The sequence below is a fragment of the uncultured Alloprevotella sp. genome (genome assembly GCF_963536905.1).
GTDB lineage: Bacteria > Bacteroidota > Bacteroidia > Bacteroidales > Bacteroidaceae > Alloprevotella.
Genome location: NZ_CAUTBW010000032.1, coordinates 1 through 23,815, shown reverse-complemented (window position 1 = coordinate 23,815; position 23,815 = coordinate 1). Strand labels below are relative to the sequence as shown.

The window sequence follows — 23,815 nt, the reverse complement described above, 5'->3', positions numbered from 1 at the left end:
AATTATGAGAATATTCGATTTAGACAAATGGTCGGAGACGTTCGAAACGTTGATGCGCAATAAGTCGCGAAGTTTCCTAACGGCCTTTGGTATATTCTGGGGACTCTTTATGTTTTCTCTGCTGATGGGTGGAGGCCAGGGACTGGAAAGTTTGATGGCGAAAAACTTTGAAGGAATTGCACAAAATTCTTGCTTTCTCATTCCTGGGCAGACAACGAAGACTTATAAAGGTTTGCAGAGCGGACGTCAGTGGAATTTGCGTGCTGCTGATGCTCAATTGCTCAAACATAGAGTGAAGGGCATAGACCTCTGTGAACCAGTGATATTGGGAGAGAATCCAACACCTCGTTACAAGGATAAAACTACATATGGAACAGTGAAGGGCGTGAACCCTGAATATGCTGCTATGGAGAATCCTCATATAATATATGGGCGCTTTATCAATCAGACGGATTGTGATCAGGGGCGAAAGGTTTGTGTTATTGGTATGCGCGTCCGCGAGGAACTGTTCCCCGATACGCCCAACCCTTGCGGGAAGTTTATTGAGATGGATTCTATCTATTATGAAGTGGTGGGCGTGAGTAATATGAAGTCGAACGTCGGTACGGGCGGTGGTAATTCGCAGCAAACCATAATGCTTCCCTTTACTACGGCTCAGAAAATCTACCAGAAAGGCGACTGCGCCGATATGTTAGTCTACACTGCAGCCCCTGGACACACCGTTACAGAGATTGAAGCAGCGGTGAATACAGTGATAAAAGAAGAACACCTTATTGCCCCCGATGACGATCAAGCGCTTTTCTCTATCAACTTAGAGAAGTTGTTCCAAGTCATTGACAATCTCTTCGCTGGCATTCGTTTCCTCGTATGGCTCATTGGTATCGGCACGCTCATCTCAGGTACGATAGGCGTTTCCAATATCATGATGGTCACTGTGAAGGAGCGCACCACAGAAATAGGTATTCGCCGCGCCATTGGTGCCCGCCCCTCTAACATTCTGTGGCAGATAATGGCCGAGAGCTTGGTGCTCACTCTGTTTGCAGGCCTTTTGGGTATCGTTATCTCCGTTCTGATTTTGCAAGCCGTAGAGATGGGCGTTGCAGCAGGTACGGGAGTCGAAGCTAAGTTTCAGTTATCGTTTGGTATGGCCCTGTCTGCCTTTGGCGTCTTAATGTTGCTCGGCACTCTGGCCGGTGTAGCTCCCAGTTTGCGCGCTTTAGCCATCAAGCCCATTGAGGCTTTGACGGACGAATAATACAAATCCATCATTTTAATACAGTAAATAACAAACAAAAGATATTATGAAGAAGTTCTTTAAAATCCTGCTCTTGGTTGTAGCAGTGGTATTGTTCATCGGAACGTTCGTATTCCTCTATCAGAAGTCGAAGCCAGAAGTCATAGAGTATGAAACTTACGATGTGCAGGAGCGGACACTCGAGAAAACCAGTGTGCTCACCGGCGATATAGAGCCGCGCGACGAAGTCCTTGTTAAACCGCAAATTTCGGGCGTTATCTATGAGCTTTGCAAGCAGGCAGGCGAAGAAGTGAAAGCAGGCGAAATTATCGCTAAAGTAAAGGTGATTCCCGACATGCAGTCGCTCTCCTCCGCTGAAAGCCGTGTGCGTTTAGCTACAGTTAATCTGGAACAAGCAAAGGTGGATTATCAGCGTGAAAAGAAACTTTATGATGAGCAGTTGGTATCTGCCGATGAATACGACAAAGTACGCCAGACCTACCGACAAGCCAAGGAGGAATTGTTAGCAGCCAACGACAACTACGAGATAGCAAAGAACGGCGTGTCGCGCTCTCAAGCACAGATGAGCACCACGCTCATCCGCTCCACTGTGAACGGTCTGATTCTCGACATTCCTGTGAAAGTCGGAACCAGCGTAATTATGTCGAACTCCTTCAATGATGGTACTACGATTGCCACTGTCGCGAATATGGGCGACCTTATTTTCAAAGGTCAGATAGACGAGACCGAGGTAGGGCGCGTTCACACGGGAATGCCTATGAAGATTACAGTGGGCGCTCTGCAAGACCAATCATTTACGGCCACTTTGGAATACATCTCTCCGAAGGTGGAAGCAGCCACTACGTCCAGCGCCAATAAGTTTGAAATCAAGGCAGCGGTGAAGATGCCCCACGGAGTCAACATTCGTTCAGGCTACAGCGCTAATGCCGAGATTGTGCTGGATCGTCTGACCAATGTGCTCTCTGTTCCTGAAGGTGCAGTGACTTATGAGAACGGACGCGCCTATGTGCAGGTGCTTACGGCTGCCACACCGCAAACGTTTGCTAAACGAGAGGTAAAGACAGGTGTGAGTGATGGTATGTATATCCAGATTCTTTCCGGTCTGAAGAAAGGAGAGAAGGTGCGTGGCAATCAGAAAGCGCAAGAATCCATCCAAGCCAGTAAAGGAACTGACGAAAAATAAAGCATAGTTCATAAGTTGAAGCTCATGCTTAAAATCCAAGACTAATGAAACGAATCATCCTATCCATAATGAGTTTGCTGTCCCTAACGGCAGTGGCTCAGAAACCTATGACGCTGCGTGAGTGCATAGATTATGCGCTCAATCGCAACGTGCAGGTGAAACAGAGTGCGCTACAACGTCAGCAGGAAGAAGTGAACCTCTCAACGGCCAAGAATGCTCGGTTACCCGAAGTAAGTAGTGGTGCAAATCAGAGCTTTAGTTTCGGGCGCGGTCTGACGGCACAAAACACCTACGTGAGCCGCAACACGGCCAGCACAGGCGTAAGCGTCAGTGCTTCTCTGCCGCTCTTCACTGGTTTTCGCATTCCTAATCAGAAGAAGCAAGCCGAACTCAATCTCCAAGCTGCAACGGCCGACTTGGAGAAAGTGCGTGAGGATTTGAGTGTGCAGATTGCTCAAGCCTATCTGCAGGCACTCTATCAGAAAGAAATGATCAATGTGGCTAAAGAACAACTTTCGCTCAGCCGCATTCAGTATGAACGCATTCAGAGAGTGTATGACGCGCAGAAAGCAAGCGGACTGGAGGTGAACGAAGCCAAGAACACTGTGGCGCAGGACGAACTTGCACTTGTTCAGAATGAGAATAACTACAAACTGGCGCTGCTCGATTTGAGCCAACTCATAGAGATGAGCACGCCCGACTCCCTCGACGTCATCGCGCCCGCAATGATGCAGCCACAACCAGTAGGTGGAAATCCGGAGGCGATATTTGAAGAAGCCGTCATGAGTAAGCCCTCCATCCGCGCACAGAAGTTGCGTATCGAAAGTGCGCAGAAAAGCATCGATATAGCCCGTGCAGGCTATTGGCCAACTCTTTCTCTCAACGGCGGTATTGGTACTTCTTATTACCATGTCAATGGAGGCACAAATCCCGCTTTTGGGCGTCAGTTTAAGGATAACTTCAATAAGAGTATAGGTATATCTTTAAGTATTCCTATCTTCGACCATTTCCAAACTCGCAATAGCATCCGTTTGGCTAAAATCAACTACGAGGGACAGCGTGTGCAGCTCGATCTGGCGCAGAAGAATTTGTACAAAGAGATACAAACAGCTTGGTACAACGCCGTTGCAGCACAGAAGAAATATGAAGCTTCGCGCAGTGCAGAAGAAGTGGCTCACGAGAGTTTCGTGATGATGACAAAAAAGTTTGAATACGGGAAGGCCAATGCCACAGAATATAACGAGCAAAAGACGAAGTATGCCACCGCGCAGACCAACCGCATCAATGCTCAGTACGAATACGTGTTTCGCAACATCATCCTTGATTTCTACAAGGGTACGCCTATACAATAACAATATATAAGCATTCATTTATTTATGGAAAACTTTTTGGAAGCCCGTCACATCGTGAAGCGTTTTGCCAAACATACGGCACTCAACGATGTGAGTGTGGAAGTACCTCGCGGTCAAATCTTCGGACTCTTGGGCCCGAATGGTGCGGGAAAGACCACCCTTATCCGCATCCTCAACCGCATAACAGCTCCCGATCAGGGAGAAGTCTTTTTTGATGGCCGACTGCAAGAACCCACCGACGTGCAGCGCATAGGTTATCTGCCAGAGGAGCGCGGACTCTACAAGAAAATGAAAGTGGGCGAACAAGCTATTTATTTGGCACAGCTCAAAGGCCTCTCGCGCAGCGAAGCCGAGATGCGTCTCCGCACCTGGTTTGAGAAGTTCGACATCATGCCTTGGTGGGGGAAGAAGTTAGAGGAACTCTCCAAGGGTATGGCTCAGAAAGTGCAGTTCATTATCACGGTGCTCCACGAACCCGATTTGCTCATTTTCGATGAACCTTTTTCTGGTTTCGACCCCGTCAATGCCGAGCAACTCAAGCAGGAAATTCTCGAACTTAAAGAGAAAGGCCACACCATTATCTTCTCCACTCACAATATGAGTAGTGTGGAAGAAATCTGCGACACCATCGCGCTCATCAACCACTCTCAGGTGGTGCTCAAAGGCAATGTGCAAGAAGTGAAGAGCCAGTTCCGCACTGGGCTTTACGACCTCGTGACCACCAGCGCATCTCTCCAACCTGTCGACGGCGTGTTTAGCATCATCGGCAACAGAAGCATTTCCGGCGTTCATCGCTATTCGCTGCGCAAAGCAGAAGCTGTGGACAACAACCAACTGGTGGAAGCTTTGGCGCGCCAAGTTGAAATCCGCAGTTTTGCCGAGCAAATGCCCACGATGAACGATGTGTTCCTCAACGTAGTAGGCCAAGACGCCACTTGGGCTGATCAACAAATTGAAAACAAATAAGCAAGCATCATCATGAATAAAATTCTGATTATCATCCAGCGCGAATTTCTGAAGCGCGTAAAGAAGAAGAGTTTCATCGTACTCACGATTTTGATGCCGTTTATTCTTGCCGCACTCGTTATGGTGCCGCTGTGGCTTTCCACTATCGAGAACGATGAGCAGTCCAACATTGCCGTTGTCGACAATACGGGTCACTATTTCCCCGTGCTGAAGGACACGCAAACGTTCCATTTCGTGTTGATGCCCAAAGTCCTTCCCGATATGAAGTCCGACAGCTCTTCTTTTGAAGCCGTTGTGAACATAACGGCCGATCTGAGTAAGAACCCGAATGCTATCACCATTTTCAGTCGGAAAGAAGTTTCGGGAGGTCTGCTCTCCTATGTAGAGTCGCAAATCAATGAGCAAGTGCGCAAGGACAAACTTGCCGCCTCTGGTGTGCCAGAATTGGACAAAATCATCGACGACATAGATCGAGATATTAATATTTCTACAGTGAAGTGGGACAAAGAGGGACAAGCGACTTCCTCCAATACTGAAATAGCTATCGGAGCAGGTTTCATCTTCACTTTCCTCATCTATATGTTTGTCATGGCTTATGGCGGTATGGTGATGCAAAGCGTGATAGAAGAAAAAACCAATCGCATTGTCGAGCTCATGGTGAGCAGCGTCAAACCATTCCAGCTCATGATGGGAAAAATCATAGGTATAGCCCTTGTTGGCTTTGTTCAACTCATCATTTGGGGAATCTTGTTCACGATTATCCTCACTGTAGCCACAGCCATCTTTGGTCCTGAAGTCATGCAGTCGGCAGCTGCGAGTCAGCCGATGATGGGAGCAGCATCGCAGATGCCTATGAGCGAAGTGTCGGGCGATACTGTTGAGATTCTCTCCGCCTTGAAGAATCTGCCTTATCTGGAACTGATGTTGATGTTTGTGCTCTACTTCATCGGAGGTTACCTGCTCTATGCAAGTTTCTTTGCTGCTGTAGGTGCTAGCGTTAATGAGCAAGAAGATAGTAGCCAGTTCGTGCTGCCCGTCACGCTTATCATGGTTTTCGGACTTTATGCCGCCATGTATAGCGTTAACAACACGGACGGTCCCTTAGCTTTCTGGGCAAGTATCTTTCCGCTGACATCTCCCATCGTTATGATGGTGCGCATCCCCTTCGGTGTTCCTCTTTGGCAGGAAGCTCTCAGCATCGTGCTTCTCTATGCTTCTGCCATCGGCATGGTATGGGTAGGCGCCAAGATATATCGTGTTGGCATCTTGATGTATGGTAAGAAACCCTCTCTCAAAGAGATGATAAAATGGTTGAGATACAAATAAGTAAGAAGTATTCACACTTCTAAAAATATTTCTCTACTCCTTTGTCCGCAGCGCATAAGAAAATGTGTTGCGGACTATTTTTCTGCTCAAAAGGAGTGTTCCCCACTAATAGCTCTTTATCTGTTCCGCAAGTTGTGCTGATATATTCGTTTTTTTTGAAAGTTTTCGTCAAGAATCTTCGTGTTTTATGATTCCGAGAATCGCTCGAAATGCAACTTGAAGTAAGGGAATCGTTTGGAGTGTCCGATAGATCTGACCTGTCCTATAAGGCTTTCAATAGATACAATAAGGGAATTTGGAAACGCAATAAGGCTATCAGCTGACACCCTTATTGTGCCGGCTGACAGAATAAGGAAAAAAGAGGCCTTTTGGCACGTGTTGAGCACTAAATTTGTAGGAAATAGGTGCATTTTCCGCTTTTTTCTCTGAAAATTTGAGATAAAGTTTTCGACAAAAACTCTTTTTTATGGCTACCCAGCTGTTTTTGAAAGATTCTTTAATTTTTTCGATTCTATCTGAGAAATGTAGATTGTAAAGATAAAGGGTAGTAAGTGGAGATAAAAGAAAAGTTGATGCAGTTCAGAGAAATAGCGGTTTTCCAGCCTTTCGTTTGCTATTTCAATCCGTAAGTATTACTTTTGTGGCACTAAAATCAAATTACAGACGAAGTCAATGCTCTGCGGCACTTGTGTCCCGCTCCGATATTTCTTCAACAGCTTCTGGAAAGCTCAAAGAAATATCAATTTTGGAGCTTGCATCGCTTCTCTACCGACCACAAATGGACGATTATCACGCGGAAAATAACGATTGACAAGACAGGGATTCGCTCTAAGGTGTTTCCCCGTCGTAACAAACTTGGAGGAAAGCCTAATGCGAACATTCTGGAATATCAATCAGGGCCTGCGCACGATTGAGAAATGGGAACCAAACTGCTGGACACAAGTGACGTGTCCCTCTCCCGATGATGAAGATTTTCTCTTCAACGAACTTGAAATCCCTACTTACTTTCTTGACGACATCCGAGATAAGGATGAGCGCTCTCGCTACGAATATGACGAGGGCTGGACACTGATTATCCTTCGTATTCCTTATGTGAAGGAAGTGCGAAGCCGTACCCCGCACACAACAATCCCGCTTGGTATCATTATCAACAAAGGTATTTGCGTGACGGTGTGTAACTACGAAACCAATATGATGATTGATTTCGTCAGCTATCAGCAGAAACGTAATAGTGGCTTTACCGACTCCGTGGATCTCGTATTCCGACTGTTCCTTTCCAGTGCGGTGTGGTATCTGAAACGCTTGAAACAAATCAACGTGCTGATTGAAGACGCCAAGCGCAACCTTGATCATAGCATCGACAATGAGGATCTTATTGGTTTGAGCCGTCTACAAGATAGTTTGACCTACTTCATCACCTCCATTCGTGGTAACGAAACACTGCTGAGTAAACTGAAGTTCAAGCTCCCTGTGGATGAGTTGGACGCTGACCTCATCGAGGATGTCAACATTGAGATGAATCAGGCACGGGAAACCACCAATATCTACTCAAACATTCTTGATTCGACAATGGATACTTACGCCAATATTATCAACAATAATATGTCGGGCGTGATGAAGCAGATGACCAGCGTCAGCATTATCTTGATGTTTCCCACGCTTATCGCCAGTTTGTTTGGTATGAACCTCATCAACGGCATGGAGCTTTGGGCATGGGGCTTCCCCATCGTGGTGTTGGCTTCGCTCGTTGTCACTGGAATTTTCTATTGGTTGTTCCGCAAGCGCACATGGATTTGATGCCATAAGGTGGGGCAATTCCATACCTATATTATATATAAAAGCAAGGTGCAAAGACAGTTTTTCTACTCTTGTTGAGAAAACAAGCAGAAAGTGTAACTGTCTCTGCACCTTTTTTATGAAAACTGTCCGTTTTTTTCTTGCCTCGGCTCGTAAAAGGCAAAAAGATTTGAAAAAACTTTGCCAATACATAAAAAATAACTTTTTTTGCAACGATAAAAAAGAAGTGTCCGATGCTATGTCCCCTTGTTAAAGTATATACATCGGAAGAAAATTTACATCTCTCTCACATTAAATTGTTTATACGTTGTTACAATGGACGAAAACAAGACTACTGAAGAAGTAAAGAACGAGTCTGTAGAGGCTCAATCTAAGGAAACTGCCCCCGTAGCGGCAGAAGCTGTTGAGGCGCAAGCCCAAGTTGCTGAATCCGAACGCCCCGCCCCCGCCACTAAGGCAGAAGTCTTGGAGCGTCTGAAAGAAATAGCCCAAGAAGGTGGTAACATCCGTCGCCCCGACCTCGAAGCCCTCAAGCAGGCTTACTATCGCTATCACAGCGCAGAAGTTGTGGCTGCTCGCGAGGAGTTTGTTAAAAACGGCGGTGCTGCTGAAGATTTCAAGCCAGCTCCCGATGCCGATGAAGAAACCTTTAAGGCAGAATACAACCTGATTCGCGAACTTCGCGCCAAATCGGCTGCTGAAGAGGAGGCTGAAAAGCAAGAAAACCTCAAGCGCAAACAAGCCATCATTGAGGAAATCAAAACGGCTGCCGCTTCTCCTGAAGAGGCCGACAAGAACTATGAAAAAGTAAAACAGCTTCAAGCTGAATGGAAAGAGATTAAGCAGGTTCCAGCTGAGAATGCTACTGAGCTGTGGAAGACTTATCAGCTCTACTGTGAACAGTTCTATGATCAGCTCCATCTCAACTATGAAGCACGCCAATACGACTTTAAAAAGAATCTCGAAGCAAAATTGCGCCTCTGTGAGGCTGCGGAAAAATTAGCAGAAGAATCTGATGTGATTTCTGCCTTCCATCAGCTCCAGCAATACCACCAAGAGTTTCGCGAGATAGGTCCTGTTGATAAAGAGCACCGCGAGGAAGTTTGGAATAGATTCAAGGAGGCTTCAACAGTGGTGAACAAGCGTCATCAAGACCATTTCACAGCACTCAAAGAGAAGGAAGAAGAAAACCTCAAACTCAAGACCGCGCTCTGCGAAAAAGTGGAAGCTATCGACGTTGATAATGTGAAGGGTAACACCGACTGGGACAAACTCACCAAGAGCGTACTGGAGGTGCAAGCTGAATGGCGCACTATTGGTTTTACTCCGAAAAAAGACAATACGCAAATCTTCGAACGTTTCCGCGCCGCCTGCGATCGTTTCTTCCAGCGTAAGGCCGAACACTTCAAGACACAGCGCGAGAAGTTTAGTGCCAACATCGAAGTGAAAAACAAATTGGCAGAGGCTGCTGAAGCCCTCAAAGAGAGCACAGATTGGGCTGCTACGACCAACAAACTCATTGCACTGCAAAAGCAATGGAAGGAATCTGGTCCTGTACCCCACAAGGTGAGCGAGGCCATTTGGAAACGCTTCAACGAAGCTTGCAATTATTTCTTCGACAAAAAGAACGAAGCCACTGGCGACCAGCGACGCGAGGAAGAAGCTAATCTCGAGAAGAAGAACTCTATCATAGCTGAACTTACCAACTTGCTCACTGAAACTGGCGATGATCTGTTGCAAAAGGTGCGCGACTTGCAAGCACGTTGGAATGAGGTAGGCCATGTTCCTTTCCGCAAGAAAGAGGAAATCTACCAGCAGTATCGTGCTATCTGCGACAAGCTCTATGATCAGCTTCATGTCTCAGCACGTCGCCGCCATGTAGACAATTTCCGTCGTAAGGTAAGCGAGAAGGTTGGTAACGAACTCGATCGTGAACGCGCACGTCTCCAAGCTGCATTCGAAGCTAAGAAGGCCGAGATTCAGAACTATGAAACAAACCTTTCGTTCTTCAGTGCAAAATCTTCCTCTGGCAATTCGCTTGTTGCTGACATCGAGAAGAAAGTGGCTCGCCTAAAGGAAGATTTGACCGAGATTACCGAAAAAATTAAGGCAATCCGTCAACAAGCTAAGGCAGAAACAAAGAAGGACGAAGAAGCTAAAGAAGACTAAACCATTCTGACGCTACAATATCATAAAAGGATACTCCCGTTTTGGAGTATCCTTTTTCTGTTAGAAGGAGAAGATGCAAATTTTGCTTGTTGTTCACTTACTCTTTCTACTACCATTGCTCATCGTGGACGGTAATGTCTGAAAAGCATTGGAGCACGTGCGAGGGATGCTAAGTTGGAAACACCAATCATGGCCCATCAACGCCATAGTTCAGGGCGACATGGGACGATACAAAAGAAAAAGCCAGTGAGGACATTCCAGACCGCGAAAAAAATACTGCGATATATAGAAAGGCAAAAAAGGGGACAGGACAGGAATAATAGTTATTTATCCTTAATGACGGATGTACAGAACAAGAGCCCAGCAGCAATAACGACAAGACAGACTGTCACTGTGAACACTGAAGCAACGGGGTGTTGCACAATTAGATCGTGAATAGGTTGTAAGTTTGCGCTTGCTGTCATAACTCTTCTTCTTAGAATATGTTGCGAATATAACAAACAAAAGCAAAATTATGTGGAAATAGATACGGTTTTTAATAAAAATCCATAATGACGGCGGTGCAAATGATGTTGATATTTCTTTGTCATTTTACCTAAATTTCCATTCCCCAAAATACGGTAGCCGTCTTGCATACGTCTCTTCTATTTTTTAGGACAGTATCATTCGTTTAAAATCTTATATGCTTTGTGGTATTTCTTCAATCGCTCTATATCTTTTTCTGTTAATTCATTCAGCCTTGTTATATCCATGTTGTCTTTTAAGTCGCAAATCTTCACTCTACACCCGATAGGATTAGTTTTGCATCGCTGAATGAAATCCAAATAATCCTCGCCTCTCTTTCTCGACACTGATAGGACTGCATCTACTACCTCTTGTGGAAAACCAGCCATGAGTAAATATTCAGATGTTATGCCGCCATCTTCTACTGTGTCGTGAAGTAAAGCTACCAGCCTCTCTTCCTGACGGGAGCACATTCGTTCAACTCTAATAGGGTGTCCGATGTACGGTTTTCCGCCCTTGTCAACTTGACTGCTATGCACCTTTTCAGCAATCTGCATAGCCTTTTCTCGAAGTTCATCGAAATTTATCATACTCGTCTTTACTGATTTCCGTTCCATACATCTGTGAATCAAAAATGTCTTTGTCTGTCGAATCAACCTCTATTTCCTTGCGTCCTCTACGCTTGATGAAACAATGTGTAGAATCGCCTACGATTACCATTCTTAATACAATATCCTCGTAGTCATCTTTGAGGTAGACGGGTCCTTTTTTGAGTTTACTGCACAAATTTACTAAATCCATTGTGATTTAATTTTATATTGTAAATATAGTTATCTATTACGAGAAAACTAAAAGTCTTATCTACTGTGTGCATAGTATGATTTGGAAAGTTTTGTTAGCTCTGCTATCTTTGCTCTGTCTTTTACTCATCCCCTTATCTCTTCGTAAGATTAATGATTCATCCTCGAATTGTGGTGGAACTTTTCTTTACTCATAAATACCTGTACAATTCGGGGATGAACCTTTAGTCTTGTACTATTAACTCTCCTCCTTAAGAGAAGAGAGAGTATGGGGTATCTGCTTAAAACCAGAAACCGGCATCGCTGTGCTTACTGTCACCGTGGAAATTCCACCAGAAATCGAGGACAGCAGTCTTGATTTCAGTCACTCTGAAAGCTTCCATGAGCGAGCGAATTGATGTCAGATCTTTCTGTGTATAGTCCTTTGCATCGTTGCTCAACTTGTCAAAGTCCTTATCAAAAACGCTGCTATCGAGCTCTCGTTCATCGCTGTCCATGTAGATATTCATCGGGATAGAGAGGGTCGGCATCCATGCTTCATCCTGTAACTGACTGGTAGAAGGAGCACAGAATTCACTTGCCTTACCAGCATTAAATTTGGAATTGCGGGCACGCATCAAGCGTATTTCGAGATTGAACTGCTTGTGGGTATGCAGAAAGCAGAAGTAACCTTTCTGGCCGATAGGATTTTCCTCACCGGTGAATTTGGCTCCGTCGTGCTTGTTGGTTTTGTCCCATGGTGTCGTATCGCAATAGATATACTTGAAAAACTTGCTGGAGTTTTCATCGTCTGCCTCTTTTTCTCCACCGTAAGAAGGACGGATGTTCTTGGCTAGGAAAAAGTGTTGATAGTGTTTGTTCTCATCGTTTTCCTCGATTTGCGAAGTGATGTCCTTTCCTGATTTGTCATAATAATGAATGACGAAAGCCGACACATAATAGCCTTGGCTGCTTCCCATGAGGTTCACACTTGAGGGATTTTCGGTATCAGCTATCCACTTTCCATCATTTAGGGTATAGGTGAGTTTGTAATTCTTCCCGATATATTTGAGTTCTTTCGGTGTAGGGTTCTGATGGAAGGCATGTGGTCCATGCAGGTGTCCGTTGTAGATTTCAATCACAGCTTTAGCCGGTCTGAAGAGCGAAGGATCGAGTTCTGCACTTTCATCTGACTGCCCATCAATCACAATAGGCAGTTTTACGTTGATGTCCCACAGTCCTGTGCTGAGCAGTTTTCTGGAAGGATTATAGAAAGGAGAAGGTTTTCCATCGTCTCCGAATTTGCTTTCTGCAGCGTGAAGCAGGTCGACGGAGAGTTCAAAGCGTTGCCCAGGTTTCACAAATTTGATGAGTCCCTGGAAGCCCATTGGGTTGGTATCACCGATGAATGTGCCGTTCAGCTCATCAACATAACGGTAGTCGTAGGGCAATTCTGCCTTGTTCGTGACGCGGACAGAACTCAGTCCTCCGTTGTAATTCACTGATTTGAACATTGAGAAGAAGTGCTGATGTATCTTGTCCTGACCGAGAGTAAAGAACTGATTGTTCATCATTTCGCCCTTGTCGTTGTAGTATTCCATCTTCAGGAGATAAACTACAGAGGGGGACTCAATGCTGTTCTTCACTTGGAAGGCCTTGGTATTACTTGTTACGTGCCAGCCCTTACCCTTCGTTGTCTGCCATTCAATCACCTGTGGAGAAGTAGACGCGGGAATGAAATTAGCCATTTTGGGTGTTTTGTCGAAGGCTGCATTATCATTGAGAGTACCTTCTTGCAAGATGAACACTGCACGGACTGGATCTTCGTGCAGCTTGTTCTTTTTCTCATTTTCAGGATTTTCAGGGTTGCAGGCCATGAAGAAGCTAGTTGCAACAATGCTTATGAAAAGCACAAAAGTGTTTATAAAATTCTTTGTTTTCATCGTTTTATATTTTTATTGTTTTATGTTTTTATTAGAAATTCCATGTAATCATGCAGCGCACATCACGCCCCATGTCATGGGCGTAATAGCGGCTGCGATTGGTATACTCCTTATATTCACGATTAAGAATATTGTCGCCCATCAGGCTTATTCGTAGTGACATTCCTTTTTGCATTGGCACGGAAAAGCTCGCTTCAAAGCCTACGAGATGATAGGCATTAGGCGTGAAAGCAATGAGGTCGGTGGCGGGATTGAAGCGCGTTTGCTTGGCCACAAAGCGGTGGCTAATACCAATTTTGGGCGAATAAGCTTTGTAGAAAGGTAACATCCATGTCAGCGAATGCGTTAGTCGGAAACTCGGAATGTAGGGAAGATAGGCATTAGAAGGTTTTTCGCATGCCCAAATCATGGCCGAAACAAGGTGATAATCGAGTGAACTAATGGGTCTGATGTGTGCATCTAAGTCGACACCTTTAAAGAACGCACGTGTCTGTCTATACTGAAACACAGGATAAGCACCTGATATAACAGTGATGTTTCGGCCTGTCGGCTGGTCGTAGATGTAGTTGTTGATCCATTGAAGATAGCCGTCAAGCTGAATGTTGAAATACTTATTGAAATACTTCAGAGAGGTAATCCACTTGTAACTCTGTTCGGAACGAAGTGTAGAATCACCTTTTACAAAGATGCCAGAGCTTAGTTCATTACCGTTGCTATAAAGTTCATAGACGTGTGGCGCTCGCCAGGCTACACCGAAATGTGATGTCACTTTCAATTGCCTGTTGATGTGATAATGAGCGCCAAGGCTATAGATAAAGTTTGTAAAATTACGCTTTCCACCATATCGCTGACCTGTCCAGTCGTAGCCGTCTGCTTTAGTCTGTTGCCCGTCGAAACGTGCTCCGACCTCAAACCCCCAGCGATTGGTTGTGAGTTTCTGCAATGCATAGAGCCCGAAAGCCACCTCGGTATAATTGGGAATGATAGGAACGACGCCTGTCCCACGCTCATTATGGTTGTCCGTGACAAGCATTTGGGTTCCTGCTTCGCTCTTCCATAGTCCATACCCTTTGTTCCAGACAAGAGCATTCTGCAATGATTTTAGATGCAGGCTGACAGTAGGAATGTTGGAATGGTTCATACGCCGGATGCGATTCTCCCGTCGGTTATCTTGCTGAAAAGTAGACTGAAAGGAGAAATCGCCGAGAGTTTGATGATTAAAAAAAGCCTTGAAAAAAGCCGTGTGATGGGTGATTTCCTGAAAAGGATAGCCAATATGCCGACTGAAGGGAGTGAAATCGACTGGTCGTCCCAATCTTATTCGCTCCTGGAGCAACTGCTCATTGCCCATCTGTGCACTCTGCATAACGCCAAGTTTCTGTGCAAATAGACTGTAACCTGCTTCTAATCGCCAAGGCTTGTGGCTGTAGCCAAGAGTCATTGAGAGGCTATTTTCACGCATTCCCGTGTTGTTCAATAGATAATGGGCTGTGCTTCTATCTCCACCATTCTCGCTGTGCAGATGTAAACGCCACGCCCAGTTTCCGCGCCATTTGAAACTGTTCTCTACATAACCAGACGCACCAAAACGCCTGCCATTTGTGCCGTAAAATGTTGAAACCATGCCTCGAAAGCCACTATTTTCATAGGGTAGGGGCGCTGGTTGCAAGAGAATGATACCACCAAGTGCCTCGGAACCGTATTTAACGGCATCTGCTCCTTTCACCACACCAATGTTACTGTAGTTGTTCTTATCTACTTCGGGCGCATGATCTGCGCCCCATTGTTGACCGGTTAGTCGGGCACCATTGCTCACCATGAGAATGCGGTTGCCATACATTCCATGTATGACGGGTTTCGAAACGATTGTTCCAGTCTGGATAGAACTCATACCACTGACGCCTTCGAGCAATGCTCCCAAAGATCGTCCCATGGCTTCTGAGATTGTAACCTGGTTGATTTGACTGCCTACTTGGTTTGCTCCCGTCACTTGACGGCGGCCTGAAACCACGGCTTCATGTAGGCTTATGGAGTCGTGAACAAGTTTATAGGAAGGCCTCTTCTGTGCTTCTGAGGGTGTACACCAGCACAGACATACGAACAAAACGCCTGTCAACTGATGCCTACCTAATTTAAAATTGAGCATCATAGTCTGAAAATAAATTCAATAGTTGGTTTTTTGTGATTCACTCGCGCGAAAAAACCAGTAAAATCCTGAAAACGAGGTCTTGTGTGCACGGGTCAGTGCACAATTAAGACATTCTGCTTTTTTTATTGTTATGTCGGTTGTTATAAGGTTCTGTGTGTACGCGTAAATACACACTTCTCCCTATATGTGGTGAGGAGCTAATCAGCCAACTATTGGAGGAGAATGACTATTGATTGATGCTACAGTTCGATAAACTGTCTGTTCTGTGAAAACAATTTTTACGACCCAACTTACCGCTATAATGGCCATAAACACAGTGGGTTCGACAACTGTGGACACGTGCATGATGTAGTCACACAAGTAGCAAACCGGCTTTACTGTGGCTTCATGATTAGTTGAAACCTTTGCCTTGACATTATAATAAGATGTGTCGTGATAGTGGAAACCTTTAAGAACAACGGCAGCTATGTACATTATAACTAATGTCCATGCATAAATGAGCTTTATGGTTGTTCTTGGCTTCATTAGGGTAAAATGGAGGAATGACAGCTATAAAAAGTTCATGCCTTGAATGATATTCGGTGTAAAAATACAAAAAAATGGCAAGTTATACTCTTTCATTCGTTTATTTATATGATTTTGAAATGCATTAACACCTTTCTTCATAGTTTCTGAAGAAGAAATAAGATAAATAGAGTTGTGCGCAGCGGTGAAATTGCGAAGTTCTCTTATTTCTGTATTCTGTTTGTAGCTACCAAGATTGATTCTTTGTTTTTGTATAACCTGTTTTAATTCTAAAAAAACTTAAAAAATAAATATTTCAAGTACTTTGTATTGCAAGGTATTTATAAAAGTCCATATCTTTGCAGTACAAACAAGTTGGTAATATAAACTTATGAGCTTATGAATACAGACAACGCGAAATCGCAGATGCGGAAAGGGATGCTGGAATACTGCGTTCTCTTGCTCCTGAGCCGACAAGCTTCTTACGCGACGGACATCATCGCGCAGTTGAAGGAGGCAGAGCTGATTGTTGTAGAGGGAACGCTCTACCCATTGCTTTCTCGCTTGAAAAAGGATGGGCTTCTCTCTTATCAGTGGCAGGAGTCGACACAAGGGCCTCCCAGAAAGTACTATGAACTTACCGAGGACGGTCGTGCAGCCTTGCAGGAACTCAATAGCGCGTGGGCACAACTGACACGCACAGTAGATCTGCTCAAACAAAATCAAGTTTAACAATCAAACATCTTTACTTATGAAAAAGAATATAACGATCAATCTTTTCGGACAGCTCTACAATATTGATGAGGATGCTTACGAATTGTTGGAGAAGTACCAGAAAAATATCCGCAGCTACTTTTCTCGTCGTGAAGGAGGTGAGGAAGTGGCCGATGATGTAGAGCACCGCGTGGCTGAGCTTTTTGCCGAACTCAAAGAACAAGGCGTGGAGGCCATCACGATAGAGCAGGTGGAGAGCATCATCAATCGCATTGGCGATCCGCAGGAGATGGAGGATGCAGAAGAAGGCGAAGAGACAGCTCCTGGTGCTATGCCGCCCCCTGTCTATGGAGGAGGCACTACGCGTCGCTTCTTCCGCGACCCTGAAGACCGTATGCTCGGTGGTGTTATTTCAGGTGCTACAAAATATTTTGGAGGAACCGACCCGCTGCCTTGGCGTATTCTTTTCGTGCTGGCTGTTATTTTTACGTGGTCCACACTTGGTTTCATCTATTTAGTGGTATGGGCATTAGTTCCTGAGGCGCGCACAGCAGAGGAACGTTTGCAGATGCGCGGCGAACCCGTGAATCCCTCCACCATTCGGGACGAAGTGATGCGCGGCGTAAAGGCCACTCAAGATTTTGTAACGAATCCTAATGTGCAGTCCCAAGCCACGGGATGTTTGGGTATTATGGTGAAAATCGTCCTATTCCTGGTGATGGGATTCGCTATTCTGGTTCTTGGTAGCATACTTCTCACGATTCTTATCTCTATGATAGCCTTTGGTGCAGCCGCAGTGGCTGGTGTAGGATCTGCCAGTTGGGGAGGACCATTTACAGAGTTGAGCGAATTTCAGAGCCAGATGCCCGATGTGAAGTGGTGGATATGGATTGGTCTCTTTTCAGGTTTGATTCTCGTCGTTATTCCTCTCGTTACTCTCGTACGCACAATGTTTCGCAAACCCGATAGCGCGCCAATGTCGATAGCTACAAAAGCCACCTTAACGATCATTTGGGTCATTGCCTTTGGTTTGGCTCTATTCTCAACCATTACAGGTGTGATGCGCACAAAAGAATTTGCCGATAAATACAATGAGAAGCAGCGCATCGTTTATCATCAAGAGAATACGCGCAATGGCATTTTCCTCGATGAGAGTAGCTGGCGCTATCTCGATAGTGAAGGATGGAAAGTAGTTAGATTGAGCGGTACGGATGAGGCTTCTGATTCTTTCGACGATCCACTTTACGATTTTGACAATGCCGAAGATTGTCCGGAGGTTGAAGGTCTTCACTTGGAAGCTGATGAAGGTAAAAGTTTAGACTTCGAGATTCAGAAATCGCTTACAGTTTCGCCAGGCGTTTACAAGATTCAAGGTATGCGTCAAGTGGACGGGCAAGGCATCACGCTTTATGCCGTTTTGGATAGCAGCATGGTGAAAACACAGGAGTTTGAGCCAGGAGTTTTTACCAGTAGCGAAGCGAACAGCAGTATCCTTGTGGATTTAGCGCCGAACGCTAACATTAAAGGCATAGAGAAGAATCTGATGCAGACACAATGGATGCCGTTCTCGATGATTGTTGAAGTGAAGAAAGGAGGCTTGCTCTCCTATGGTTTCTCCACCGCGTCCAGTTTCCGCCGCAATCCGATGACAGCTCGAGAGTTCTCTGCGGCTCATGTCACTATCACACGCATTTCTGGAACAAATAGTTTGTCTGCTGCAGAGTAGGGCGTGAGGGCTGGAAAGTCCACACCGAAGAAAACCATTATATTAAACAATAAACAAGTTAGAAGTCCGCTTCGCTCTCCTTTTTGAGAGCGTTGACGGACTTCTAACATTACCAACAATGTTTAATACTATGAGGATTTTTCAGTGTGAATATCCCACTGAATTTATGCCCATTGTGCCTCTAACTCAGTAGCCTGTGGGAAAACGAAGTCGTTCTCCAAACGGATGTGCTCACGCAGATCCGTTACAAAGGTTTTCAAATCAGCCAACAGGTTGCGATACTCCTCGGTAGCCTCCGCTGGTGCAGTGAAATTATCTGTCAGAGTCTCCAAATACCCATAGCGATCCTGCTCCATAGCATGTTCGTTCATCATCACATGGATCGGGTTGAGAATCGTGCCGCAGTGGAACGCCTCAATGCGCTGTTTGTTCTCTTCCGCCGTGCAGAGTTCGATCAGATAGGGAAAGAGAACCGCTTCTTCGCGGTCGAAATGGCTATCGAGGTCAGGGATAGAAATTTCCAATTGCTCTACGATTTTTTCCACAATGTGGCGTTGTGCGCCAGCAGCTTCGAGCGTTGTGCGCGCTTGGTTGCGAAGAACATGACCGCGGCGGCGACCAATGGGATGGTGGTATTCGAGCACGTAATTGATTAACTCACGTGTGGACCACGTTTCAAAATCTTTATTGTCTGGGAACATAATTTTTATTGTATAAATGATTTTGTAGCAAAGTTACAAGATGCTCACCAAGCCTTTGGCCACATTTGTTACTCTACCACTAAAATCATGCAAAATTATTTCCTCAGTGCATTATCCACAGTAGAAATATTGCTTCACCAAACTTTCCATTAACCCCTTATCGGCGTCTGCCTGCTCATGTAAGTGGGCATCGTTGAAGCTTCGGAGTTGTTGCAAAATGCCATCAATCATGCGCGGACGGAAAACGTCAGCTTGTTCAAACACCTTGCGTTGCTCTTCCAAGCAGTTGGCCGATTCGGAGCAGCAAGTGGGTAAGGCATCGAGAGCTGCCAAACGCTCTGTGTTTTCACTCTTGTGGATGTCCATATCCACGTATTTCTCCGCCGTGATTTTGAGAGCTTCCTCTTCAGGCATTTCCAATCCGATGCGGCAAGCCACGCAGAGTCCAGCCATGAGCTGATAAATATCGGCCGAAGCATCGGGCGACCGCATCTCAAAGGTTTGTTTTAGTTCCGGATGGAAGTCTTTGCGCGGTGCTTCGTTGTTGAGAACGGCACACATATCCTTGCCGCTTGTCCAGCCCAGCGGAACGCGGACGAGTGCAGAGCGGTTGCAATCTCCCCAGCACACGTTGGTGGGAGCTTCCTGATGTGGCACAAGGCGGAAGTAGGACGTTGGGTTTTTGTTGCCAAAGGCCGTGATGGCTGGTGCCAATTTCATCAAGCCTGCCATAGCGCGACGCGCTTCGCAGCTCAGTTGTCGGTCGGCTCCAAGCGTGGCGTTGGTGCCATCCTTTATCAAGCGCATGTGGATGTGAAGTCCGCTACCCGCTTCGCCCACGATGATTTTGGGCGCAAAGGTTACGTCGAGTTCATACTCAAAGGCCAGTTTGCGGATGACCCACTTGGCCAGTAGTAACTGGTCGGCAGCGGTGTCGACAGAGCAGGGCAGAAATTCCACCTCGTTTTGTTCGTACACCTTCCCATTGAGCGTGAAGTTTCCCACTTCGCTATGTCCATATTTGATTTGTCCACCAGTTTGCGCAATACCCATCATGCACTCTTTTCTAAACTCGTTGAGCTTTGCAAAAGGTTCGCTTTCGTGGTAGTTATGTTGATCCACTGCGGGGTAGAGAGGCTTTTCTGGTGCTACAACGTAGTATTCCAATTCGCCCATGGCTTCAAAATCCAATCCCGTCGAAGCATGGAGAGCGCGATTGGCGCGCGTCAGCAACTGGCTCGGGTCGGCATCGAAAGGCTCGCCATCCTTGTCGAAGAAGGAACAAAGGAGGCAGAGTGTAGGGATTTCAGAAAACGGATCAACGAAAGCTGTGCGGAAACGCGGCATCACATAAAGGTCGCTGCTGCCTGCTTCAACAAAGGCTGGGAAGAGGCTCGAACCATCAACGCGTTCGCCCTCCGTCAGGATTGTTTCGAGATATGCGCGCGAGTTAATAACGAAATTAAGGGTCTTCACACGCCCATCTTGAGCAGGATACATGAAGTTGATCATCTTTATTTCGTTTTCTTCTACAAAGGTGATCATGTCGTCGAGCGTAAACTCCTTTGGATCTTTGCCCAAGAAACTTACTACGCGATTCGGATTAAGCGCTAAATTCTTGTCCATAGCTTGATGATTTATTTTTAGTCTGTTTTCGCAAAAGTATAGAAAAGTGTTCGGAGTTACAAAATAATTTGGGGTAAAAACTTACATAATGATAGCGGAAACTTGTTTTTCGGAGGAAAATAAAGGAGCGTTAAAAAGTATGTTTGGGGTGTTTTTCGATCTGTATAACCTCAAAATATTTTCTATTTAATGCGTAAATAGTTTACAATAGCAAGATAAAAAATAGGTGTTAAAGAAATAAAAATAGGATGATCTTAGCTCTATCTCCTAAATATTTGTGCGTTCACGCCTCTTTTGTGTGCCAAAATATAGAGAAAAAGCTCTGTTTTAGCTTTTTTGAAGGAGAAAATAGCTTATTTCTGATGGTGAATATCTTTATTCTGTCAGCCAACATCCTTATTGTGTCGGCCGATGCAATAAGGAAGTCATCCGATAGCCTTATTGTATTTCCGAACAGCCTTATTCTGTCTCTTTTCCTGCAGGCTTTTTTCGTGCCCACAGTACTTGCCATACGCTTTTTGTGCGATTCTCGATGGCGAAAAGTAAGAATATGTTTTACAAAGTATATTTTCTCTGCTGCTCCCCCTTGATATGTTGTAAAACATACTCTTTGCACCTGCAATTTTTCAGGAAAAACCTTGTGTTTAGACAAAAAAACTGCCACCCACACAACGTGTGCAGGTGGCAGTGATGCAAGTATGAAATGTTTTATCGTCCCGACTTGGCGTTATACTTCTTGAGCCAGCAGAAGAACCATATTGTGGTGACAACCAGAACAAAAGCGCCAGCGCAGTAAGAAGCTGTCAGTCCGAGGTTGAGCATTGTGTTGGAATAGCAAGCAAAGGAAGTGCACACCACTGTCATGAAAAGTGCGGGGATAAGCGTTATGATGTAGGGTTTGTGCTCGCGTGCCAGATACACAGTAGCCGTCCAGAGTGTGAAGACCGCAAGTGTTTGGTTCGACCACCCGAAGTAGCGCCAGATGATATTGAAACCGTTTGCATCGGCTATATTAAACCAGAGCAAGAAGCCCGCAGCCACAAAGAGAGGAGCTGCCACGATGAGGCGGTTGATAATGGAGCGTTGGCTAAACTTGAGGAAGTCGGCAATGATGAGGCGCGCGCTGCGGAATGCAGTATCGCCGCTCGTGATGGGAGCTGCAACAACGCCGAGGATAGCTAAGATGCCACCCACGATGCCCAACCAACCTTTGCTCACAGCCGTTACCACCTCGGGCGCTTGTGCCAGCGTTGTACTACCCACGGCAGCTGCTCCGCCATCGTAGAAGAAATAGCTTGAAACAGATGCCCACACCAGGGCCACAATTCCCTCCGTTATCATGGCACCATAGAAAATGGCGCGACCGCTCTTCTCTGATTTTATGCAACGAGCCATGAGCGGACTTTGCGTGGCATGGAAACCGCTGACAGCTCCGCAGGCTATCGTGATGCAAAGGCAGGGGAAGAGAGCAGAACCGTCGAGATTGGGCGTTGAAGCCATGTCCCACACTTCAGGCAATGAGGGCCATTTCACAAGTAGGTAACCGCCCAAGGCCACAGCCATGAAGAGAAGCGAGAAAGCAAAGATGGGGTAAATCTTGCCAATGATTTTGTCGATGGGGAGCATCGTGGCCAGTATGTAGTAAATGAAAATAATACCCACCCATAGCATGATGTGGAAGGTCTTGGCATCAGCGGCTGGTGCAGTCATTCCGCCCAAGATGAGAGCTGGGGAATAGACAAAGACAGTACCCACCATCAGCAGCACAATGATGCTGAACACAAGCAGAATCTTTTTAGCGGGAATACCAAGGTAGATGCCGACGAGTTCGGGCAGTGATGACCCGCCATGGCGCATGGAGAGCATACCGCAAAAATAGTCGTGGACAGCACCTGCAAAGATGCAGCCGAAAACAATCCATAGGTAGGCGGCAGGGCCAAACTTCGCGCCCATGATTGCGCCAAAGATGGGGCCTGTTCCGGCAATGTTGAGAAATTGAATCATAAAGACTTTCCACGAAGGCATTACGATGTAGTCTACTCCGTCGGCCTGAGCCACGGCGGGCGTTGGGCGGTTGTCGGGGGCAAAGATGCGTTCTACAACGCGTCCATAGAGCAGATATCCGAGGATAAGAGCTACCAAACTGATGACGAAACTTATCATATATTTTGTTTATTTGTTATCCATTCGCAAAAATACTAAAAGAATATATAAGTGTGTTGTGGCGAAAAGAAAATATATCTTAGTTTTGCAAACTAAAGTTTTGAAACAGGATGATACGGATTCGTAAAAGTTTGCCCGTTCTGCTGTGGCTGGGAGTCTGCGGAATGGTGTTCGGATGTACTCCGAAAGGTGAAAACAAAGTCAGTGCAGAACTTGCAGCGGCTGATACAACTGAAATGGTGGTTGATTCTGCTCGAATGGATTCAGGTATCTGTTGGGCCTCCGTTCGTCTCAGCACGCCCAAAGGGGCTGGTGAGGCATTGACGAATAGTGTGCGTGAATGGATCAGTGAAGAGCTGGGGGGTTCTTATAGTGGCGACTATTCCGATGTGAAAGGAATGGCAACTTTCTATGTGAAAGAGCAAATGACGCCACTTGTGAAAGAGTCTGCCGAATGGAATCTCGATGGGATAAAACTCTATTCAGAAATTACTGTGGAAAAGTTGGCTGAAGGAAAGTCGTATTTGACTATGACTGATATGTCTGATGAGTTTGCTGGCGGACCTCACGGATTATCTGTACTGCGCGGCGCAACATTTCGTAAGTCGGACGGTCGTCGGATAGGGTGGGATGTTTTCAATACCAATTCTGATGAATTTCAGAAACTGATGAGCGACTCGCTGAAAGTTTACTTCAATGTGAAAACCGATAAGGAGCTTGCCGAATGTCTGGCGTTCTTAGACAATTCAGAAGGGCCTATTCCTCTGCCGCATTGTGGACCGCTTTTCACGAAAGAGGGCGTTCTGTTTCAGTATCAGTCCTACGAAATATGTAGTTATGCTGATGGGCAGCCCAACTTTGTGGTTCCATACAAGGCTCTCATGCCTTTCATGATGGAAACCGCAAAGCGACTCTTGAAATAGTTCAGCTCATCGTTTCGACTCATTTCTCAAATAAT

The 23,815-nt window shown here is 45.7% G+C and carries 18 protein-coding genes; 10 read left to right on the top strand and 8 right to left on the bottom strand.

Annotated features, from left to right (window positions below; translation table 11 throughout):
• The first annotated feature begins 4 nt into the window (after positions 1-4).
• The 7 genes from ABLA33_RS06890 (at position 5) to ABLA33_RS06860 (ending at position 10,048) form a co-directional block, all read left to right on the top strand.
• Entirely contained in the window at positions 5-1,255 is a 1,251-nt protein-coding gene (locus ABLA33_RS06890; protein WP_347719737.1) for an ABC transporter permease, read from the top strand.
• 46 nt (positions 1,256-1,301) lie between these two features.
• On the top strand, positions 1,302-2,438 hold the full coding sequence (locus ABLA33_RS06885) for an efflux RND transporter periplasmic adaptor subunit (RefSeq protein ID WP_347719736.1): 1,137 nt from the start codon (positions 1,302-1,304) through the stop codon (positions 2,436-2,438).
• Between the two features lie 44 nt (positions 2,439-2,482).
• Positions 2,483-3,790 carry a TolC family protein gene (locus ABLA33_RS06880; RefSeq protein ID WP_347719735.1) on the top strand — a complete coding sequence of 436 codons (1,308 nt, stop codon included), beginning with the start codon at positions 2,483-2,485 and terminating at the stop codon, positions 3,788-3,790.
• A gap of 24 nt (positions 3,791-3,814) precedes the next feature.
• Complete coding sequence (locus ABLA33_RS06875; RefSeq protein WP_347719734.1) at positions 3,815-4,756, top strand: ABC transporter ATP-binding protein; 942 nt, start codon at positions 3,815-3,817, stop codon at positions 4,754-4,756.
• Between the two features lie 12 nt (positions 4,757-4,768).
• On the top strand, positions 4,769-6,082 hold the full coding sequence (locus ABLA33_RS06870) for an ABC transporter permease (RefSeq protein WP_347719733.1): 1,314 nt from the start codon (positions 4,769-4,771) through the stop codon (positions 6,080-6,082).
• An 870-nt stretch (positions 6,083-6,952) separates the two neighbouring features.
• On the top strand, positions 6,953-7,879 hold the full coding sequence (locus ABLA33_RS06865) for a magnesium transporter CorA family protein (protein ID WP_311490232.1): 927 nt from the start codon (positions 6,953-6,955) through the stop codon (positions 7,877-7,879).
• Positions 7,880-8,194: 315 nt separating this feature from the next.
• Positions 8,195-10,048, top strand: coding sequence for a DUF349 domain-containing protein (locus ABLA33_RS06860; RefSeq protein WP_347719732.1), 1,854 nt, complete (start codon positions 8,195-8,197; stop codon positions 10,046-10,048).
• A 662-nt stretch (positions 10,049-10,710) separates the two neighbouring features.
• On the opposite strand, the gene ABLA33_RS06855 is transcribed toward ABLA33_RS06860, so the two are convergent.
• From ABLA33_RS06855 to ABLA33_RS06835, 5 genes are all read right to left on the bottom strand, one after another.
• Positions 10,711-11,142, bottom strand: coding sequence for a phosphohydrolase (locus tag ABLA33_RS06855; RefSeq protein ID WP_347719731.1), 432 nt, complete (start codon positions 11,140-11,142; stop codon positions 10,711-10,713).
• Positions 11,126-11,353: a hypothetical protein gene (locus tag ABLA33_RS06850; protein WP_347719730.1), complete on the bottom strand. Its 228-nt coding sequence runs from the start codon at positions 11,351-11,353 to the stop codon at positions 11,126-11,128. Before ABLA33_RS06850 ends, ABLA33_RS06855 begins: the two co-directional genes overlap by 17 nt.
• A gap of 280 nt (positions 11,354-11,633) precedes the next feature.
• A complete protein-coding gene (locus tag ABLA33_RS06845) occupies positions 11,634-13,274 on the bottom strand; it encodes a hypothetical protein (RefSeq protein WP_347719729.1) in 1,641 nt (546 codons plus the stop codon).
• A gap of 31 nt (positions 13,275-13,305) precedes the next feature.
• Entirely contained in the window at positions 13,306-15,423 is a 2,118-nt protein-coding gene (locus tag ABLA33_RS06840) for a TonB-dependent receptor (RefSeq protein WP_347719728.1), read from the bottom strand.
• A 201-nt stretch (positions 15,424-15,624) separates the two neighbouring features.
• Positions 15,625-15,948 carry a hypothetical protein gene (locus ABLA33_RS06835; RefSeq protein ID WP_347719727.1) on the bottom strand — a complete coding sequence of 108 codons (324 nt, stop codon included), beginning with the start codon at positions 15,946-15,948 and terminating at the stop codon, positions 15,625-15,627.
• Positions 15,949-16,326: 378 nt separating this feature from the next.
• Between ABLA33_RS06835 and ABLA33_RS06830 the strand changes: the two genes are divergently transcribed.
• On the top strand, positions 16,327-16,659 hold the full coding sequence (locus ABLA33_RS06830) for a PadR family transcriptional regulator (RefSeq protein WP_311490226.1): 333 nt from the start codon (positions 16,327-16,329) through the stop codon (positions 16,657-16,659).
• A gap of 19 nt (positions 16,660-16,678) precedes the next feature.
• Positions 16,679-18,367, top strand: coding sequence for a PspC domain-containing protein (locus ABLA33_RS06825; protein WP_347719726.1), 1,689 nt, complete (start codon positions 16,679-16,681; stop codon positions 18,365-18,367).
• 164 nt (positions 18,368-18,531) lie between these two features.
• Here ABLA33_RS06825 and ABLA33_RS06820 read toward each other — a convergent pair whose 3' ends face one another.
• From ABLA33_RS06820 to ABLA33_RS06810, 3 genes are all read right to left on the bottom strand, one after another.
• Positions 18,532-19,068, bottom strand: a complete 537-nt coding sequence (locus ABLA33_RS06820) for a hemerythrin domain-containing protein (protein WP_347719725.1) — start codon at positions 19,066-19,068, stop codon at positions 18,532-18,534.
• 111 nt (positions 19,069-19,179) lie between these two features.
• Positions 19,180-20,694: a glutamine synthetase family protein gene (locus ABLA33_RS06815; protein WP_347719724.1), complete on the bottom strand. Its 1,515-nt coding sequence runs from the start codon at positions 20,692-20,694 to the stop codon at positions 19,180-19,182.
• A gap of 708 nt (positions 20,695-21,402) precedes the next feature.
• Positions 21,403-22,857, bottom strand: coding sequence for a carbon starvation protein A (locus ABLA33_RS06810; RefSeq protein WP_347719723.1), 1,455 nt, complete (start codon positions 22,855-22,857; stop codon positions 21,403-21,405).
• Positions 22,858-22,967: 110 nt separating this feature from the next.
• On the opposite strand from ABLA33_RS06810, the gene ABLA33_RS06805 reads away from it, so the two are divergent.
• On the top strand, positions 22,968-23,780 hold the full coding sequence (locus ABLA33_RS06805) for an RsiV family protein (protein ID WP_347719722.1): 813 nt from the start codon (positions 22,968-22,970) through the stop codon (positions 23,778-23,780).
• Positions 23,781-23,815: the final 35 nt, after the last annotated feature.

Excerpts from the sequence above, each read along its gene's own strand:
- ABLA33_RS06890 (WP_347719737.1), top strand. The coding sequence starts at position 5 with ATGAGAATATTCGATTTAGACAAATGGTCGGAGACGTTCGAAACGTTG.
- ABLA33_RS06885 (WP_347719736.1), top strand. The coding sequence starts at position 1,302 with ATGAAGAAGTTCTTTAAAATCCTGCTCTTGGTTGTAGCAGTGGTATTG.
- ABLA33_RS06880 (WP_347719735.1), top strand. The coding sequence starts at position 2,483 with ATGAAACGAATCATCCTATCCATAATGAGTTTGCTGTCCCTAACGGCA.
- ABLA33_RS06875 (WP_347719734.1), top strand. The coding sequence starts at position 3,815 with ATGGAAAACTTTTTGGAAGCCCGTCACATCGTGAAGCGTTTTGCCAAA.
- ABLA33_RS06870 (WP_347719733.1), top strand. The coding sequence starts at position 4,769 with ATGAATAAAATTCTGATTATCATCCAGCGCGAATTTCTGAAGCGCGTA.
- ABLA33_RS06865 (WP_311490232.1), top strand. The coding sequence starts at position 6,953 with ATGCGAACATTCTGGAATATCAATCAGGGCCTGCGCACGATTGAGAAA.
- ABLA33_RS06860 (WP_347719732.1), top strand. The coding sequence starts at position 8,195 with ATGGACGAAAACAAGACTACTGAAGAAGTAAAGAACGAGTCTGTAGAG.
- ABLA33_RS06855 (WP_347719731.1), bottom strand. The coding sequence starts at position 11,142 with ATGATAAATTTCGATGAACTTCGAGAAAAGGCTATGCAGATTGCTGAA.
- ABLA33_RS06850 (WP_347719730.1), bottom strand. The coding sequence starts at position 11,353 with ATGGATTTAGTAAATTTGTGCAGTAAACTCAAAAAAGGACCCGTCTAC.
- ABLA33_RS06845 (WP_347719729.1), bottom strand. The coding sequence starts at position 13,274 with ATGAAAACAAAGAATTTTATAAACACTTTTGTGCTTTTCATAAGCATT.
- ABLA33_RS06840 (WP_347719728.1), bottom strand. The coding sequence starts at position 15,423 with ATGATGCTCAATTTTAAATTAGGTAGGCATCAGTTGACAGGCGTTTTG.
- ABLA33_RS06835 (WP_347719727.1), bottom strand. The coding sequence starts at position 15,948 with ATGAAGCCAAGAACAACCATAAAGCTCATTTATGCATGGACATTAGTT.
- ABLA33_RS06830 (WP_311490226.1), top strand. The coding sequence starts at position 16,327 with ATGAATACAGACAACGCGAAATCGCAGATGCGGAAAGGGATGCTGGAA.
- ABLA33_RS06825 (WP_347719726.1), top strand. The coding sequence starts at position 16,679 with ATGAAAAAGAATATAACGATCAATCTTTTCGGACAGCTCTACAATATT.
- ABLA33_RS06820 (WP_347719725.1), bottom strand. The coding sequence starts at position 19,068 with ATGTTCCCAGACAATAAAGATTTTGAAACGTGGTCCACACGTGAGTTA.
- ABLA33_RS06815 (WP_347719724.1), bottom strand. The coding sequence starts at position 20,694 with ATGGACAAGAATTTAGCGCTTAATCCGAATCGCGTAGTAAGTTTCTTG.
- ABLA33_RS06810 (WP_347719723.1), bottom strand. The coding sequence starts at position 22,857 with ATGATAAGTTTCGTCATCAGTTTGGTAGCTCTTATCCTCGGATATCTG.
- ABLA33_RS06805 (WP_347719722.1), top strand. The coding sequence starts at position 22,968 with ATGATACGGATTCGTAAAAGTTTGCCCGTTCTGCTGTGGCTGGGAGTC.